At 35.4% G+C, this 17,300-nt stretch carries 16 protein-coding genes; 11 read left to right on the top strand and 5 right to left on the bottom strand.

Annotated features, from left to right (window positions below; translation table 11 throughout):
- Window positions 1-94 precede the first annotated feature (94 nt).
- The 11 genes from EZJ43_RS13110 to EZJ43_RS13060 all read left to right on the top strand — a co-directional run bounded on the left by EZJ43_RS13110 (window position 95) and on the right by EZJ43_RS13060 (window position 10,163).
- Complete coding sequence (locus tag EZJ43_RS13110; protein WP_133263170.1) at window positions 95-1,939, top strand: Xaa-Pro dipeptidyl-peptidase; 1,845 nt, start codon at window positions 95-97, stop codon at window positions 1,937-1,939.
- Between the two features lie 199 nt (window positions 1,940-2,138).
- On the top strand, window positions 2,139-2,762 hold the full coding sequence (locus EZJ43_RS13105) for a Crp/Fnr family transcriptional regulator (protein ID WP_133263169.1): 624 nt from the start codon (window positions 2,139-2,141) through the stop codon (window positions 2,760-2,762).
- 57 nt (window positions 2,763-2,819) lie between these two features.
- On the top strand, window positions 2,820-3,617 hold the full coding sequence (locus EZJ43_RS13100) for a sulfite exporter TauE/SafE family protein (protein ID WP_133263168.1): 798 nt from the start codon (window positions 2,820-2,822) through the stop codon (window positions 3,615-3,617).
- Window positions 3,618-3,702: 85 nt separating this feature from the next.
- Window positions 3,703-5,115: an MBL fold metallo-hydrolase gene (locus EZJ43_RS13095; protein WP_133263167.1), complete on the top strand. Its 1,413-nt coding sequence runs from the start codon at window positions 3,703-3,705 to the stop codon at window positions 5,113-5,115.
- A 22-nt stretch (window positions 5,116-5,137) separates the two neighbouring features.
- Window positions 5,138-5,452 carry a rhodanese-like domain-containing protein gene (locus EZJ43_RS13090; RefSeq protein ID WP_133263166.1) on the top strand — a complete coding sequence of 105 codons (315 nt, stop codon included), beginning with the start codon at window positions 5,138-5,140 and terminating at the stop codon, window positions 5,450-5,452.
- Window positions 5,449-6,078, top strand: a complete 630-nt coding sequence (locus tag EZJ43_RS13085; RefSeq protein ID WP_133263165.1) for a methyltransferase domain-containing protein — start codon at window positions 5,449-5,451, stop codon at window positions 6,076-6,078. The genes EZJ43_RS13090 and EZJ43_RS13085 overlap by 4 nt, the downstream gene beginning before the upstream one ends.
- Window positions 6,079-6,080: 2 nt before the next feature.
- On the top strand, window positions 6,081-6,314 hold the full coding sequence (locus EZJ43_RS13080; protein WP_133263164.1) for a hypothetical protein: 234 nt from the start codon (window positions 6,081-6,083) through the stop codon (window positions 6,312-6,314).
- 69 nt (window positions 6,315-6,383) lie between these two features.
- Window positions 6,384-6,677: a thioredoxin gene (gene trxA / locus EZJ43_RS13075; protein WP_133263163.1), complete on the top strand. Its 294-nt coding sequence runs from the start codon at window positions 6,384-6,386 to the stop codon at window positions 6,675-6,677.
- Window positions 6,678-7,241, top strand: a complete 564-nt coding sequence (locus EZJ43_RS13070) for a YeeE/YedE family protein (RefSeq protein ID WP_133263162.1) — start codon at window positions 6,678-6,680, stop codon at window positions 7,239-7,241.
- 10 nt (window positions 7,242-7,251) lie between these two features.
- Window positions 7,252-7,752 (top strand): YeeE/YedE family protein, encoded by a 501-nt coding sequence (locus EZJ43_RS13065; protein ID WP_133263161.1) that lies wholly within the window; start codon window positions 7,252-7,254, stop codon window positions 7,750-7,752.
- 464 nt (window positions 7,753-8,216) lie between these two features.
- Window positions 8,217-10,163, top strand: a complete 1,947-nt coding sequence (locus tag EZJ43_RS13060; protein WP_133263160.1) for a sialate O-acetylesterase — start codon at window positions 8,217-8,219, stop codon at window positions 10,161-10,163.
- A 283-nt stretch (window positions 10,164-10,446) separates the two neighbouring features.
- Here the strand turns inward: EZJ43_RS13060 and EZJ43_RS13055 are convergent, their stop codons facing one another.
- The 5 genes from EZJ43_RS13055 to EZJ43_RS13035 form a co-directional block, all read right to left on the bottom strand.
- A complete protein-coding gene (locus EZJ43_RS13055; protein WP_133263159.1) occupies window positions 10,447-11,181 on the bottom strand; it encodes a hypothetical protein in 735 nt (244 codons plus the stop codon).
- Window positions 11,182-11,184: 3 nt separating this feature from the next.
- Window positions 11,185-12,390 carry a class I SAM-dependent methyltransferase gene (locus EZJ43_RS13050; protein ID WP_133263158.1) on the bottom strand — a complete coding sequence of 402 codons (1,206 nt, stop codon included), beginning with the start codon at window positions 12,388-12,390 and terminating at the stop codon, window positions 11,185-11,187.
- 61 nt (window positions 12,391-12,451) lie between these two features.
- On the bottom strand, window positions 12,452-15,418 hold the full coding sequence (locus EZJ43_RS13045; protein ID WP_133263157.1) for a glycoside hydrolase domain-containing protein: 2,967 nt from the start codon (window positions 15,416-15,418) through the stop codon (window positions 12,452-12,454).
- Window positions 15,419-15,548: 130 nt separating this feature from the next.
- Window positions 15,549-16,082 (bottom strand): 50S ribosomal protein L17, encoded by a 534-nt coding sequence (gene rplQ / locus EZJ43_RS13040; protein WP_133263156.1) that lies wholly within the window; start codon window positions 16,080-16,082, stop codon window positions 15,549-15,551.
- Between the two features lie 141 nt (window positions 16,083-16,223).
- Window positions 16,224-17,216 (bottom strand): DNA-directed RNA polymerase subunit alpha, encoded by a 993-nt coding sequence (locus tag EZJ43_RS13035; RefSeq protein ID WP_133263155.1) that lies wholly within the window; start codon window positions 17,214-17,216, stop codon window positions 16,224-16,226.
- Window positions 17,217-17,300: the final 84 nt, after the last annotated feature.

The raw sequence follows: 17,300 nt of genomic DNA, 5'->3' as shown, positions 1-17,300 counted from the left end.
ACGGTCAATCCAATAATCAGATTAAAAAAATTAACTTAATTTACAGAAAATTGTTAACACACAATAAACCACTATCAATTCATTTTTAAAAACTATGAAAAAATTAAATTTAACAAGAATTTTAATCTTAAATTTTGCAGTTTTTGCGTTTGTTACCACGCAAAGTTTTGCTCAAGAAAAAGCGCAACCCATATTTAAAGATGGAGAAGCGCAAATTGTAAAAGCATTTGATACGCCAGATAAATGGATTAGAACCGATTTATGGGTAGAAACCACCTTCGATACCGACGGAGATGGAAAGTTAGACCGTATGCACGTAGATGTTACTAGGCCTTTCCAAACAGAAACTGAAGGATTAAAACTCGCCGTAATTTACGGTAGTAGTCCTTACTATGCCGGAGTATCAGAAGATGGTCCTAATTCTTTTTGGGATGTGAAGCAAGAAGTAGATGAAAAACCGCCATATATGCACGATCATCCTTCAGTTAAACGTACTGGAAACCGACCAATAATTTCGAATGAATTTATTTACGATTGGGTAAAACGTGGTTATATAATTGTACACTCGTCCTCTCCAGGTACAGGTCTTTCTGATGGTTCGCCAACAGTAGGCGGCATTAACGAATCGTTAGCACCAAAGGCGGTAATAGAATGGCTTTCGGGAAAAGATAATGGTTACACATCTAGAACTGGTGATGAAAAAGTTAAAGCTTATTGGAGTACCGGCAATGTTGGTATGACAGGAACTTCATACAATGGCACAATTCCACTTGCTGCAGCAACAACCGGCGTAGAAGGTTTAAAAGCTATTATTCCAGTTGCACCAAATACTTCATACTATCATTATTATCGCTCAAATGGACTAGTTAGAAGTCCGGGTGGATATTTAGGAGAAGATATTGATGTTTTATACGATTTCATTCACAGTGGTGCTGAAGAAAAAAGAGCTTATGGCGATCGCGTGGTAAGAGATGGCGAGATGATGAAGGGCATGGATAGAGAGAAAGGTGATTACAATAAATTTTGGGCAGGTAGAGATTATCTAAATCAAATGAAGCCAATGAAAGCGGCCTTATTTATGTCGCACGGTTTTAACGATTGGAATGTAATGGCAGAACACAGTTACCGCATCTATAAAGCTGCAGAAAAAATGGGGTTGCCGGTTAAAATATACTATCACCAAGAAGGACACGGTGGCGAACCACCATTTACCATGATGAACAGATGGTTTACAAAATATTTGTACAATATTGATAATGGCGTAGAAAATGAGCCAAAAGCTTGGATTGTTAGAGAAAACGACAAAAACGATAACCCTACGCCTTATGCTGATTTCCCTAACCCCGCAGCTAGCGATGTAAAATTATATCTTACAGCTGGCGGAAATTCAGCCGGAAAGCTTTCAGTTGCACCAACAGAAAATCAAAATAATGAAAAATTAGTAGATGATGTTTCCATTTCAGGAAGTGACTTAGCAAAAGCCGAAAAATCAGATCATCGCCTACTTTATGTAACGCCTATACTGAAAGAAGCGGTACATTTATCTGGATTAACTCAAATTTCTGTGAGATTAGCAAGCAGTAAAAAAGCAGCTAATTTTTCGGTTTGGTTGGTTGCTTTGCCTTGGAGCGAAGGAAAGGGCGCAAAATTAATGGATAATATAATTACCCGCGGATGGGCAGATCCTCAAAATAGTAAATCATTAACAAAAAGTAAGCCTTTAAAACCAGGTAAATTCTACAACTTAAAATTCAATTTACAACCTGACGATCAGATTATACCAGCAGGGAAACAAATTGGAGTTGTAATTTTTTCTAGCGATAAAGAATTTACATTATGGCCAAAACCAGGTACAGAAATTACAATCGATTTAAATCACACTACGTTAACTTTGCCAGTTGTAAATGGCGCAAATGCGTTCGAAAAAGCTACAAAATAAGTTTAAGGGTTTTATTATAAAACTTAATTAATAAAAACGATATCCTCATTCATTAATTTGAATGAGGATATTTGTTTTCAAGCAATTATAAGCTAAGTAAACAATTCACTATAATACCATCGAATAAATTATATTACATCCGAAGGGAAATAATTTCTAAACAAACGCCAATCCCTCTTACATTAACTAAAGCTAAAAAATGAATGACTTACAACATATAACAGAATTTCAAACCTCGCCAGATTTAGTAGAGAAGCTATACAAATACAGCATAAAGAAAAACTATAAAGTTGGGGCAATTATTTTAGATGAGCATTCGCATATCCGCTCCATTCCCATTGTAATTAAAGGCAGTCTGAGGGTAATGAGAACCGAAGACGATGGTCGGGAAATTTTACTCTACTACATAAAAGCCGGCGAGAGTTGCATTATGTCGTTTTTAGGTGGCTTACATAACGAAACCAGCAAGTTGAAAGCCGAAGTTGAAGAAGATGCCGAAATACTATTTTTGCCAATGGATAAAGTTTCTGTATTTATTAAAGAATATCCACAATGGCTAGATTATATTTTTAGAATGTACCACAAACGTTTCGAAGAACTGTTGGAAATTGTAAATGCCATTGCATTTAAAAAAGTAGATGAGCGTTTACTTACTTTGCTACAAAAGAAACAAGAATTAACAGATAACAAAACCTTGCAGGTTACGCATGAGCAGTTGGCAAATGAATTAGGAACAGCCCGCGTGGTGGTTTCTAGATTATTAAAACAATTAGAAGATAACGGAAGTGTTAAACTGGGCCGAAACAAAATAATCCTTATGTAACCTAAGTCACTTTATTGCACTTTTTTTTGATGCAAATTTGCATTTCAAGTTAAGGAAATGGAAGTAGCTGGCTACATTAGCTCAATATTTATTGGTATTGCATTAGGATTAATAGGTGGCGGTGGCAGTATTTTAACTGTGCCGGTATTGGTTTATATTTTCAAAATAGATACGTTAGCCGCAACAGCGTATTCGTTATTCATTGTTGGCGCAACAAGCATTGTAGGTTCTATATCCTATTTCAAAAAGCAGTTGGTCAATTTTAAAACGGTGCTTGTATTGGGTATCCCTTCAATATTTTCAGTTTTTTTAACACGGTGGTATATTCTGCCTACCATACCACAAGAAATTTTTCGGGCAAATGGTTGGCCAGTAACCAAAAATATTTTGTTAATGATTCTTTTTGCACTATTGATGATTTTTGCTTCGTATAGCATGATCAAAAAAGACGAAAAGATTGATGAAAGTAAATCAACAGTAAAAACACAAAATTATCAAAGCCTATTTATTAAGGGTATTTTTATAGGGTTAATTACCGGACTGATCGGTGCAGGAGGAGGATTCTTGATTATTCCCGTTTTGGTAAAAAACTTAAAATTATCGATGAAAATGGCCGTCGGGACATCATTGGTAATTATTTCAATTAATTCACTGGCAGGATTTCTGTTTTCTTTATCACATTTTAACGTGGAATGGATTTTTGCAATAAAAATTGCAAGCTTAGCAATATTGGGCATATTAATTGGCAGTTATCTATCAACTAAAATTAATGGCGAAAAATTAAAGCCCGCATTTGGTTGGTTTGTATTAACTATGGGCATTTATATCATCGTAAAAGAAACAATAATTAAGTAATTTAGCTTGTGTAACTAAAGTAGCTTTGCCTACAAAAATTAGTTTGCAACTTCGTATAATAAATAGTGAATTTATAAATAATAAAATGAAGGTAGAACAAATTTACACTGGCTGTTTAGCACAAGGGGCATATTACATTACTTCAAAAAATGAAGCGGCCATTATAGATCCTTTGCGGGAAATTGACCCCTATTTAAAGCGATTACAAAAAGACAATGTTAAACTAAAGTACATATTCGAAACTCATTTTCACGCAGATTTTGTTAGTGGCCATGTAGATTTAAGCAAAAAAACTGGTGCATCAATTGTGTACGGCCCTACCGCCACACCAGAATTTGAATCCATTATTGCAACGGATAATCAAATTTTTGAAGTAGGCGATGTTAAGCTAAAAGTACTACATACACCCGGCCATACTATGGAAAGTATGTGCATTTTATTGATAGATGAAAACGGCAAAGAAAGTATTCTATTTAGCGGCGATACGCTCTTTTTAGGTGATGTAGGTCGCCCAGATTTAGCACAAAAGGCAGCCGATATGACCCAAGAACAACTGGCAGGGCTACTTTATGATAGTCTGCAAAATAAAATTATGCCCTTACCTGATGACTTAACTATTTATCCCGCGCATGGTGCAGGCTCTGCTTGTGGCAAAAATATGATGAAGGAAACGGTTGATACACTTGGCAATCAGAAAAAAATGAATTATGCCTTAAATCAACCCAATAAGGCAGCTTTTGTAACTGCAGTAACTGATGGTTTATTACCGCCTCCGGCCTATTTCGGGATGAATGTTGCTATGAATAAAACAGGTTACGACAGCTTTGAGGCAGTTTTAAAAACGGGCATGAAAGCATTATCGGCAACCGATTTTGAAGCCATTGCCGAAGCGAGTGGTGCATTAATTTTAGATACTAGAAGTAATGACGATTTTGCGCAAGGATTTATTCCACAAGCCATAAACATTGGTTTAAATGGCGATTTTGCCCCTTGGGTTGGTGCAATGATTGTTGATGTAAAGCAACCAATTTTATTGGTAACGGAGATCGGGAAAGAGGAAGAAACCATAACCAGATTAAGTAGAGTTGGTTTCGATCACGTTTTAGGGCATTTGGAAGGTGGCTTTCAAACTTGGAAATCGTCAGCAAAAGAAGTAGATCGTATAGATAGAATAACAGCCGAACAGTTTGCAAAAGAAGTAAATACAGCTGAAAATAAAATTATTGATGTTCGTAAGGAAACTGAATATGAAGCCGAACACATAGAAAATGCCTTTATTAAACCATTGGCTTATATTAACGAATGGGTTAAAGATACCGACCCAAAAGAGCACTTTTACCTACACTGTGCAGGTGGTTACCGCAGTATGATTGCGGCCAGCATTTTACAAGCAAGAGGTTATAGAAACTTTACCGAAGTAGCAGGTGGCTTTAATGCCATTGCGCAAACTGGCGTGCCTAAAACTAATTTTGTGTGTCAAACAAAAGTGTTTAAATAAAACATAATTAATCCTCATAAAAATGTTCGGAATATTTAAAAATTTATTTGGAAGTACCGATAACAGTGCGTTAATCGAAGCTATAAAAGAAGGTGCATTTCTTGTTGATGTCCGTTCATCCGCAGAGTTTTCTAGTGGAAGTGTTAAAGGCGCAACCAATATCCCATTGGATAAAATAACAACTAATTTATCAAAATTTAAAAGTAAAAAGAACATTATCGTTTTTTGTAGAAGTGGTGGAAGAAGCACGCAGGCAAAAAATATTTTAGCTCAAAATGGCTTCAAAAACGTAATTAACGGTGGCACTTGGCACAATGTAAATGAGGCTATAAAATGAGTGATCGAAATAAAGAACTGCAATGTTGTGTTTCCAAGTGTGAAAATCCTTTGGATGCAAAGTTTTGGAATTCGCGCTGGGAAAACAATGAAATTGGTTGGGATATTGGTGTAGCCTCGCCAGCCATTACAAAATACATGGATCAGTATTTAGCAAAAAATGCAAAAATACTTATCCCAGGTTGTGGCAATGCACATGAAGCCGAATATTTAGTTGCAAATGGTTTTACCAATATTACATTGGTTGATATTGCCCCAAAAGCAGTTGAATTATTAAACGAAAAATTTGCAAATACACCTAATGTTAAGGTATTGTGCAAAGATTTTTTTCTTCACGAAGGGCATTATGATTTAATCATCGAGCAAACTTTCTTTTGTACCCTACCCCTACCTAAAAGAAATGAATATTCATTTAAAACAGCATCTCTTCTTAAGAAAAACGGTAGAATAATAGGTTTGCTTTTCGATAAAACATTCGAACATCAGGGCCCTCCTTTTGGTGGATCTGTTGAAGACTATAAACCAATTTTTGAACCTAATTTTGTAATTAAAACTATGGAGAAGTGCTATAATAGCATTGCGCCAAGAGTAAATTCAGAAATATTTATCAACCTAATAAAAACATAAAAATGAAAAACTACCTAAAAAACTGGAATTTTATGCGTGTGCTTCGCTTGTCGATTGGCATATTCTTCATCGTGCAAGGAATTACCAATCAGCAATGGCTAATTGTTTTTATGGGTGCATTATTTGCTTTAATGCCTTTGTTAAACATGGGCTGTGGCAGTTCAGGAGGCTGTAACGTTCCTTTTTCAAAAACACCCGCGAATACACGTGATATCACTTTTACAGAGGTAAAATAGCTTCATAGGCTCAAAACACTTGACTTTAATATTAACAAAATCTGAGAGTAAATATCCAAAAACCAAAGTATGACTTTCCAAGAGACAATCAATCAAGATAAACCCGTTTTAGTAGATTTTTTTGCTACTTGGTGCGGACCTTGTAAAACAATGGCGCCCATTTTAGATGATTTAAAAAAACGCGTTGGCGAAAATGCGAGTATCATTAAAATTGATATAGATAAAAATCCGCAAGCTGCCTCGGCTTATCAAGTTCGTGGCGTACCAACTTTAATTCTGTTTAAAAATGGTAAAACACTTTGGCGCCAATCGGGCGTGGTTGCTGCGCCAGAACTAGAAAAATTAATTAACAACAACAAGTAAATGATTGAATTTTTAAAACAACCATGGCCTTGGTATATAGCCGGCCCGCTGATTGGCTTAACCGTACCGGCTTTGTTAATTCTCGGCAACAAATCATTCGGGATAAGTTCGTCATTAAGGCACATTTGCGCTTCTTGCATCCCGGCAAATATTCCATTTTTTAAATACAATTGGAAGAAAGAAGTATGGAATTTATTTTTTGTTTTTGGGATTTTTTTAGGCGGGGCAATTGCAGTTAATTTACTTTCTAACCCAGTGGCAGTTCAGGTAAATCCAAAATTAACTGCAGAACTTGCGGGTTATGGCATTACAAATTTCACTAATTTAGTACCGCTAGATATTATGAACTGGCACACACTTTTTACCTTAAAAGGATTTATTATGATGGTAGTTGGTGGCTTTTTAGTTGGTTTTGGCACCCGTTATGCCGGTGGCTGTACAAGTGGCCATGCAATTACAGGCTTATCGAACTTGCAATGGCCTTCGTTAATTGCCACAACATGTTTTATGGTTGGTGGCTTTATAATGGCCAACTTAATTTTACCTTATATACTTTCGCTTTAATTGTAAAACGATGCAAAATAAAATTAATCAAAATACCGATTTTGAAGTTCGCTCGTTAGATGCAATGTGCATTAACGAAAGTAATATACAACATAAATGGTATCATAATATAAAATATTTAATCATTGGCGTACTCTTCGGTATTGTATTTGTAAAATCTGAAGTCATTAGCTGGTTTCGCATTCAAGAAATGTTCCGGTTGCAATCTTTTCACATGTACGGCGTAATCGGAAGCGCAGTGGTGGTGGGCATGGTTTCTATTTGGATAATCAAAAGGTTTAACATAAAAACCATTTATGGGGAAAAAATAGAATTCCATGATAAGAAATTTAACAAAGGTCAAATTTATGGCGGTTTATTATTTGGCTTCGGCTGGGCAATAACTGGCGCATGCCCAGGACCATTATTTGCACAAATAGGAACAGGTGCAAGTGTGGTTATTGTAACACTTTTAAGTGCAATTGCAGGCACTTGGTTTTATGGTTTGTGGAGAGAAAAATTGCCACACTAAATTCATTGCTTTATTCTGTTGGGAAAGTATTCATTAGGCATAGTCTCTCTATCTCCATGTAGTCCTCGTGTGAATCATGTAAGGTTTGCTAAGGTTCATCCGAGGACTACAAACTTTAAAAATTCACAATCATTCATTAATGCTCCAAATAAACTAAAGCAAAAACTAACGGAGATAAAGAATGTATTAGTGGTTTTAAGTAATAAATGGGTAATTGTCCTTTCAAAATAGCCTACAATTTCTGTATTTATACCAATTGTTACATTTCTTACGGAAGTAAAACTATCAAAATAAAGCGTAGGCCATCTTATAATTAAAATATCATCAAACCCTCTTTGTTCTTATCGGTCTTTTTCTGTAAACGGTCTTAATTTACTTTAGTTTTTAACCAATCTTATTTGTCCAATTTTAAATTAATGAATTATTTTATTTATTTTAGGTGTTAACTCAATCTTAAAATTATAATGAAAAAAATTCTTCTTGGTTTAATAGCCATCTGTGTGGGTTACGCAAGCGCTGCCAAAGTAAAATTACCCTCTTTTTTTGCCGATAATATGGTTCTTCAACAAAAAACTAAGGCTAATATCTGGGGATGGGCAACAAAAAGTAAAGCCATTAGCATAACAACAAGTTGGAATAATAAAACATACAAGTCAGTAGCCTCCGCCAGTGGCGATTGGAAGGTTGCTGTTGCGACACCAAGTTATGGCGGCCCTTATCAGATCACCATTTCTGACGGTGAAGTTACTACGCTGAAAAATGTGCTTATTGGAGATGTTTGGCTCTGCTCCGGACAGTCTAATATGGAAATGCCTTTGGCAGGTTGGGGAAAAATTAAAAATTATGAACAAGAAATTTCAGACGCAAACTACCCGCAGATAAGGTTATTGCAGGCCGCACATGTAATGAGTTTTGTACCGTTGGCTGATGTTAAATTAGCTAATGGCGGAGGTTGGGAAGAATGCTCGCCAAAAAGTATTGCAGAATTTTCTGCTACAGCTTACTTTTTTGCACGAGAAGTTTATAAACAAACGGGTATCCCGATAGGCTTAATCCATACCTCTTGGGGTGGAACTTTTGCTGAAGCATGGACAAGCGTTAATGCGTTGAGCACAATGTCAGATTATGCCACGGCAGCAAAATTAAATGCAGAAAAAGTAAAAGGCCGAGGGATTCCTTATACGGATAGAATGCGAACTTGGCGTGCAGACTTAATAAAAGCAGACCAAGGCTATAGCAATGAAAAAGAAATTTGGACAGGAGTAGATTTTGACGATTCGAGTTGGAAGATGTTAAAGACGCCAGGCTATTGGGCCAATGGTGATTTAAAAAATCTTGATGGTGTAGTTTGGACACGTAAAGAGATAAATTTGCCACAAAGCATGTTTGGGAAAGATTTGCAGCTACACTTAGGTTATATAGATGATAATGGAATTATTTTTTTTAATGGGGTAAAAGTAGGTGACACGGATGACGATCACAATAACGGAACCTATACGGTGCCAGCAAAACTTGTACGCGCTGGGAAAAATGTAATTACAATCCGTATTTTTGATACGGGTGGTGGCGGTGGAATTATTGGAGACAAAAATTCGCTAACGTTAAAATTTGAAGGAGGAGAGGCAATATCACTTGTGGGAGATTGGAAGTATAAAATCGGTTTGGATTTAGCTAAAGTTGGCCCCGAGCCAGAACCGGATGATAGCCCATATCAGTTTGGTGTATTGTATAATGCAATGATTCATCCGTTCTTAAATTACAATATCAAAGGCGTTATTTGGTATCAGGGCGAGGACAATGCAAGCAGACCAAAACAGTACAGAACTTTATTTCCTTTGATGATTAATAATTGGAGGTCGAGTTTTAAGCAAGGAAATTTTCCATTTTACTTTGTACAATTGGCAAACTATTTATCGAAAGAAGACAAACCTGGAGAATCTAACTGGGCAGAACTTAGGGATGCACAGCGAAATACCCTAAAGTTGCCAAATACAGGTATGGCTACAATTATTGATGTTGGAGAAGGTAAAGACATCCATCCTAAAAATAAACAAGATGTTGGTAAGAGATTGGCACTTATTGCCTTACACAACGATTATAACAAAGACATCGAATACGCTGGACCAGTTTACACCACTAGTAAAGTTGAGGGCAAAAATATCATTTTAAGTTTCGCCCACGCTAAAGGTTTAAAAGCCAAAGGTGATGGAAATTTGAAGGGCTTTGCAATTGCAGGCGCAGATAAAGTTTGGCACTGGGCAGACGCAACTATTAAAGGAAATGAGATTTCGGTGAGCTCAAAAGAGGTGGCAGAACCAAAATTTGTGCGTTACGATTGGGCGCACAATCCTGATGGAAATTTATATAATGATAGCGATTTGCCCGCTTCACCTTTTCAAACAGGGAAATAGAACATAGGTGGATATTAACAAAAAAGCAGCGATCGCTAAGATTGCTGCTTTTTTTTTAGTTAGATGTTTTGCTCCGTTCAGTCATAGGATAAATCCTGTAAGAAATTTCTCAAATATTATGCCGATGACTAACCTAATTCTCCCTATTTATCGCCCAACTGATGTAGAAAAAAACACCCGCCATGAAAAACTTTGCATAAAAATTAAGTTAATCGCCATTGGCTTCATTCAACTGAACAGATATAAATATAACATGCTTTACCAACATTATATGCTAAATTCATCAAAATGGAGAAACTGTCTTCGTATCATAATCATACAAATAAGGTTTATGGCCACTTTCAGAATATCCATATTGTTCTCTCAATTGCTCCATATAATCATTATTAAAAACATAAACAATAACTTTCCAAATATGATTTTGTTCGTAACTATCTGATCTTAAAAACCCGCCATTAGGATTTAGAAAATCATTTTTTTTATTGTAATAATTGTCGGAGTCGGGAATCATTTCACATTGAATCTGAATAGTTCTATCATCCAATAACCAAGTGAAGGTTGTAAAACTGGCAATATGTTGTTTAACTATGGGCTTGCCGTATTCCACTTTTAACTCACCTATAAGCTTCATTTGATCTCCAAAGCCACAATTCTCTTCAGCAGTGATCATCATCAAGTTATCCTTAACATCACTTATTGATTTCACGTTAAAAAAACTAACGTTCTTAAACTTTGCGAATCGTTCAGATTTTTCAGCATCGACAAAATATTCTACAGCAATGGCCTTTTTAGCCCCTTCTTTATAATTAAATATTGTATCGCTATAAGATGAATATTTTTCTGTGCGTTCCTTTTTCAAAACGTTTTCATATAAACGATGAACACTTAACCCCAACGAAAAATCATTAAGATCAAAAATTTTATCACCTAATCTTTTAGGCTGGCATGAAGCAAGTGAAACCAGCAAAAGTGTGAATAAAAAGAACTTTCCAATTCTAAAACTATCTAGTCTAATCATATTTCACTGTAAATCCAATAACCTTTCCAAATGATGGTAGCCAATACCAAAATATTCTTTACTAGCCTTAATTTTATGCAAAATCTCGTCTCTTCTTTCGCTTTCAGCTTTGGTCTTTAAGCTTTCAGCCTTTTTAATCCCCACTACCAAAACATTTTTTGGCGTATGCGCATCAGATATAAATTCGAAAACTTTCGTTTTATAGCCAAAATATTCTAAAATTAATGCCCGTATGCCATCCGTAACCATTTCTGCTTGGCGTTCTAAAAATATCCCATACTTGGTTAAAAATGAAATATCGTTACTCACTTTATTTAGTTCAATCTCTTTACGAATCTGTTTATGGCAACAGGGCGCAACCACAATCAGCTCCGCACCAGCTTTAATACCTTTAAAAATAGCATCGTCAGTTGCAGTGTCGCAAGCGTGTAAGGCAATTAATAGATTAACTTTTTCGGCATCATAAGCTTCAATTGTTCCCTGTATAAAATTTAGATGTTCAAATTTAGATTTTACAGCAACTTCATTACATAAATCGACCATATCTTGGCGGTATTCTACACCAACAACTTCGGTTTCGAGTTTTAAATTCGAATGTAAATAATCGTATAACGCAAAAGTTAAATAACCTTTACCCGAGCCCATATCAGCTACTTTTTTAATCGTGCCGTCTGGCAATTCTTTAATTAACGAGCTTAAAATTTCTATATAGTGATTAATCTGCCTAAATTTATCCTGCGCATTTTTAAAAACATTTCCATCTGCGTCGGTAATTTTGAGTGCTGTTAAATACGATTTAGATGTTGGTTTAATCAACCTTACTTTTTCCTCATCATGGCTTACGGATTGAACTGATTTAGTACTGGTTGCTAAAATCCTCCATACAAATTTTCCATTATTTAATTCTTCAAAAATAAAATCATTTACGGTTGTAAAAAGTGTTGCAATTTTAAAACCATTACTTAAATAATCAAAAATCAGCTCCGTACCCGCTTTTACCGAAAAGTTTTTTGCAATGTCTCTGGTTTTATACCTAAAAGTAAAAGCTAGTTTATCTTCTCGTTTAATAATTACTTTCCTAACTAAAATTTGTTTTAAATCAATTTCGTTTCCATGGTAATTACCGAGTGATATTTTAACAAAATTATTTTCACGCAAACTCAGGTTTAGTGCAATACTTAAATTTTCAGTTTTATTTTGATCTGGCATAATTTGAGTTAAAAGAAGCAACAATAATTAGTAAAATTAACTAACATTGAGCAGGAAAAATTTATTGAACAATTAAAATTAAGCCTTTCCCTTTTTCGATATTAATTTCTTGGCCAACAGTATAACCTGCTTCGTTTTGGAACCGATCAATAGCAGGCGCTGTTAATTTTACTTTTGTAGCATCTAATCCGAGTTTTTCCCAATTGATAGCTAAAGTAACCTTAACATCAGTTTCTGCCCAACTTGCTAAAGCAATCATGGTTTTACCCTTTTGCTTATAAAGAGTGGCTAAAACGTTGGCATTGCTAGTCGTAACCGGACAATTATCACTCCAATAACCGATCATTTCAGATCCTTTAATACCGAAATCATCCCAAGCTTTCCAAAGCGGTCTCGGGTTACTCGTGTCAGACCAGCCCAAACGATTGGTCATACCGTAAAGCATTCCCCTCCATGGATTACCATCGTTTTGAAGCATCTCTCCCATCAGCCCAAACGGAATTCCACTCATTTCTGTCAAATAGTAATCGGGCTTATTCTTTTCATAATCAAATTCCTCACCAAACCACAAACGGTTCAAATACGGAAAATGTTCCAAGTACAATATAGAACTGTTGTTAAAACCGTCATTCTTATTAAACTGATTTGCAGAGTGTAAATCAATTATCCCAGGATGATTATTCTGCGTTAAAACTCTTTTAATGCGCTTCATGGTTACACGATCAAAAGCCACATCATCTAAATACACACCATCAATACCCACATTATTAGTCAGCCAGTTCATGCCTTCTACATAATAGTTATGCCAGCGGTTCATTCCACTATTAATAATGGCCGCATCTTTAATTTCGGGTACAAACCACGCTGCAATATAATTAGAATCTAAATGCTCTTGCAACCAGCTAAAACCGCCACCCTTACCCGGCGAATATACTTCCGTTCCTAAACTTCGCAGCGCAGGCAACTCGTAAGCATGATCCGAAAGCTCTCTAACCGTGTTATAAATTTTTACTTTTAAATTTTTGCTGTGTGCCTCGTCTATGTACGATTTCATCTTTTTCCACTCAATAAAAGGATAATTAATCCATGGGTTAATCGGTGTAGCGTGATGAATATTAACTACTGTCGCTCCCGTAGCCTTAATCGTATCTAAATTTGCGTATTTATGGTAAAACCGATTATTCCACTGAAAATCTGTGTCAATTAAATGAAATGGCGTAATTAAAAGATTGAAATTATAGTACAGCACATCGCCCTTTTTCATGGTTCGTGCACCTGTAAAATTATCAGCTAACATCGAACCGCCTTTAACATTAATTTGAATGCCGCCCTTATTGTCATTTCCCCATGATGATGGAAGCACCAATGGTTTTTGCAGATAAAAATTGGTATTTAACGGCCGAACGTACTTCTCGTCTCGTAAACTATAATATAAGCCTGCATTCACGTTTCCAGTCCAAACAGCATCTTGGTTTTTATGCTTCACATCCCAATTCCATTTTACAGTATCAGCCCTTAAACCACCCTTTTCGCCCAAACCCATTAAATATTTTGCACCTTCTTTGTTAAACGGAATATGAAAATCTACGTTACTAAAATTTACGTCATTTAATGCCGTAACCTTAACCACGTAATGTACATAACCATCAAATTCTAAAGCGCCTTCTACATCCATATTCAAATTTTCTGATGTATTAGTTGCAATCCATTGAACCGTGCCGGGCGTTTTACTTATAAATTTAAAATTACTCGTCGTAAATTTTTCTTCTGTTTTCGGCGCATTGTAAAAATGAAAATGAATAGGTTCGGCCAAAATTTGATTTGGTTTCTCCGTATAACCTGTCATTTCGCTATTAAAATAAGTTTCAATTTGTTTAGGGAAACCATCTTTATTCACTTCAAATTTTCTCCCCAATAGCGAAACCACATTTCCATCAACCGTTAAAGGAGTATATGGTGCAACAACCGTGTTTTCTTGTGCCAAAGTAGAGTTAAGCCATGTTAACCGCGTTTGGTTTACGGGCGTTCCAACGCCATTATCAGCTAAAAGATCATTTAAAACATTTAATTTTACATCAACATTTTTCGTTTGTCCGTTTGCTTTGACCGAAAATCTTCCTGTATAAAAACCCGTCGAAGTGCTTTTAGGTAAATTAATCGTAATCCACAAAGCCTGTACCTTTCCTGTCCCTACATTAACTATTTCCGTTAACGGCTTATTGTCGTAACTTGTTCCGTTAGTATTTAAGCAATTGATGTATTTTGTAGAGATAATTTTCCCTGTGGATGTTTTTAAATCAGTAAAAACAACTTTCACATCTTTTAAATCTCGCAATGCATAAACCCCAAGTTGTAATGCATAATTCTCTCCTCGTTTTGGTTCTCCCGAAAAAGAATTAGAAATTCCTTTTTCTATCCAACGATAAGGCAAATCATTTTGCATTTTAATAGGAAACATTCTATCCTCTGGAAAGATTAGAAAAGATTCTGAACGATGTTTTCCAACCAATGAAGCAGTTTCCTTTGCTGTAGCGATAACTTCCATCGGGTAGAAGGAGTTGAAAGGATTTATAGATTGTATTTCGGTTGCTACAGCATTAACCGCAACCTTTTTTGCAAGCTTTAACCACCCTTCATCAGTTTTCATTGGTTTTAAATAGTTTCCTTTAGGATAATTGTTATTGCCTTCATTTTGATAAGGCATATAATAAACAAAATATTTACCAGGTTTACCTGCAAAATAAATATCACCCGTTTCTCTATTTACTTTGCCATACCCTAAAGTTGCAATTGATTTCCCATTAACATCTTGCACAATAATTCTCTTACTTTCTGGATGTTGATCTCTACGGCGCCAATCTATCTGCGCATGAATAATATTACCCTTTCCTGTAAATTGAACAATCGCTCTATGGTTTCCTAATGAGTCGGGATTCCATGAATTATTTCCATTTGTATATTTAAGAATTTGAGCATTTAGAGAAAATTGCCCGATTAGGCACAAAAATAGAAGAAACTTAAATTTCATGTTTATTAATTTTACGCTAATTTAGGAATACGTTGTTAAAAACACACAAAATACGAGCTTTTTAAACAAAAAAAATCCCGCTCTCTCGAACAGGATTTTAATAAATTTAATTTGCTCCTTTACGAAGAAATTATTTTGCTTCTTCTTCTGTAGCTTCAGCAGCAGGTGCTTCTTCAACAGCAGGCGCAACTTCTTCAGTAGCTTCAACTTTCGCTTCAGTAGCTTTTGGCGCTGCTGCAGTTTTGCTCTTACCACGACGAGTTGTTTTCTTTTCTTCTTTAACTTCTACGTCTTTACCGTAAACTGTATTGTAATCTACCAACTCAATTAAAGCCATTTCAGCGTTATCGCCCATACGGTTATTTAATTTGATGATACGAGTATAACCACCTGGACGGTTTGCAACTTTCTCAGCAATTTCGCGGAACAAAATTGTTACTACTTCTTTATCTTGTAAATAAGCAAAAACGGTACGGCGTGAATGTGTCGTATCATTTTTAGATTTAGTGATAATTGGCTCAACATAAACGCGTAAAGCTTTTGCTTTAGCTAACGTTGTAGTAATTCTTTTGTGCAAAATAAGTGATGAAGCCATGTTAGCTAACATCGCTTTTCTATGCGAGGTTGTTCTACCTAAGTGATTGTGTTTTTTACCGTGTCTCATTGTTTGTTTTGTAAAGTGTATACCGTCTCTTTGAATTTAATCTGAGGGAATTATACACAGTGAAATATTTGTAAGTTGTACGTTTTAAGTTGTAAGTTGTAAGAGTTACGTAATACGTAATACGTATAATTTATAACTTACCTATTCTTCGTCTAATTTAAATTTAGACAGGTTCATTCCAAAAGATAAACCTTTAGATTTTACCAATTCTTGAATTTCTGTTAATGATTTTTTACCGAAGTTTCTGAATTTTAACATATCAGCAACATCATAAGATACCAAATCAGCTAAAGTACGAATATCGGCAGCTTTTAAGCAGTTTAATGCCCTAACTGAAAGATCCATATCTACCAATTCAGTTTTAAGAATTTTACGCATGTGTAAAATTTCTTCATCAACTTCTTTAGTTTCTTCTTTTGCTTGAGATTCTAACACCAAATTCTCATCAGAGAATAACATAAAGTGTTGGATAAGAATCTTAGCCGCTTCTTTTAATGCTTCTTCTGGATGAATTGAACCATCTGTAGAAATATCTAATATCAATTTCTCATAATCCGTTTTTTGTTCAACACGGAAGTTTTCGATTGAATATTTAACATTTTTCATTGGTGTATAAATCGAATCGATTGGAATAACACCAACAACAGCATCAGCAACTTTATTTTCTTCAGCAGGAACATAACCACGACCTTTGTTGATGGTTAATTCAACTTCTAAAGTAACAGATTTATCCATATTGCAAATTACATGCTCAGGGTTTAAAACTGTAAAGTTGTTAGAAAACTTTGTAATGTCTCCAGCTTGAAACTGATCTTGACCATTAACAATGATAAAAACTTTCTCAGCATCGCCAGAATCACCAGTTTTTTTGAAACGAACTTGTTTCAAATTCAAAATGATATCGGTTAAATCTTCTACAACACCTTTCATGGTAGAAAATTCGTGCGAAACGCCTGAAAAACGAATAGTAGTAATGGCATAACCTTCTAACGAAGACAATAAGATTCTTCTTAAGGCATTACCAATTGTTACACCGAAACCGGGCTCTAAAGGACGAAATTCAAATATACCATCGAAATCAGTTGATTTCTGCATGATCACTTTGTCTGGTTTCTGAAATGCTAAAATTGCCATTTATATTTTTTTAAATTCGATAGTGAATATATGTAACACAAAAAAGTTAATTGCCTTTTTCAGGCAATTAACAATATTATTGAG

Source organism: Pedobacter changchengzhani, from assembly GCF_004354365.1.
In the GTDB taxonomy this organism is placed as follows: domain Bacteria; phylum Bacteroidota; class Bacteroidia; order Sphingobacteriales; family Sphingobacteriaceae; genus Pedobacter; species Pedobacter changchengzhani.
This window is presented reverse-complemented; position numbering and strand designations above follow the sequence as displayed.

What these genes read in the sequence shown, in the direction of transcription:
- EZJ43_RS13110 (WP_133263170.1), top strand. Translation starts at nt 95, where the DNA reads ATGAAAAAATTAAATTTAACAAGAATTTTAATCTTAAATTTTGCAGTT.
- EZJ43_RS13105 (WP_133263169.1), top strand. Translation starts at nt 2,139, where the DNA reads ATGAATGACTTACAACATATAACAGAATTTCAAACCTCGCCAGATTTA.
- EZJ43_RS13100 (WP_133263168.1), top strand. Translation starts at nt 2,820, where the DNA reads ATGGAAGTAGCTGGCTACATTAGCTCAATATTTATTGGTATTGCATTA.
- EZJ43_RS13095 (WP_133263167.1), top strand. Translation starts at nt 3,703, where the DNA reads ATGAAGGTAGAACAAATTTACACTGGCTGTTTAGCACAAGGGGCATAT.
- EZJ43_RS13090 (WP_133263166.1), top strand. Translation starts at nt 5,138, where the DNA reads ATGTTCGGAATATTTAAAAATTTATTTGGAAGTACCGATAACAGTGCG.
- EZJ43_RS13085 (WP_133263165.1), top strand. Translation starts at nt 5,449, where the DNA reads ATGAGTGATCGAAATAAAGAACTGCAATGTTGTGTTTCCAAGTGTGAA.
- EZJ43_RS13080 (WP_133263164.1), top strand. Translation starts at nt 6,081, where the DNA reads ATGAAAAACTACCTAAAAAACTGGAATTTTATGCGTGTGCTTCGCTTG.
- trxA (WP_133263163.1), top strand. Translation starts at nt 6,384, where the DNA reads ATGACTTTCCAAGAGACAATCAATCAAGATAAACCCGTTTTAGTAGAT.
- EZJ43_RS13070 (WP_133263162.1), top strand. Translation starts at nt 6,678, where the DNA reads ATGATTGAATTTTTAAAACAACCATGGCCTTGGTATATAGCCGGCCCG.
- EZJ43_RS13065 (WP_133263161.1), top strand. Translation starts at nt 7,252, where the DNA reads ATGCAAAATAAAATTAATCAAAATACCGATTTTGAAGTTCGCTCGTTA.
- EZJ43_RS13060 (WP_133263160.1), top strand. Translation starts at nt 8,217, where the DNA reads ATGAAAAAAATTCTTCTTGGTTTAATAGCCATCTGTGTGGGTTACGCA.
- EZJ43_RS13055 (WP_133263159.1), bottom strand. Translation starts at nt 11,181, where the DNA reads ATGATTAGACTAGATAGTTTTAGAATTGGAAAGTTCTTTTTATTCACA.
- EZJ43_RS13050 (WP_133263158.1), bottom strand. Translation starts at nt 12,390, where the DNA reads ATGCCAGATCAAAATAAAACTGAAAATTTAAGTATTGCACTAAACCTG.
- EZJ43_RS13045 (WP_133263157.1), bottom strand. Translation starts at nt 15,418, where the DNA reads ATGAAATTTAAGTTTCTTCTATTTTTGTGCCTAATCGGGCAATTTTCT.
- rplQ (WP_133263156.1), bottom strand. Translation starts at nt 16,082, where the DNA reads ATGAGACACGGTAAAAAACACAATCACTTAGGTAGAACAACCTCGCAT.
- EZJ43_RS13035 (WP_133263155.1), bottom strand. Translation starts at nt 17,216, where the DNA reads ATGGCAATTTTAGCATTTCAGAAACCAGACAAAGTGATCATGCAGAAA.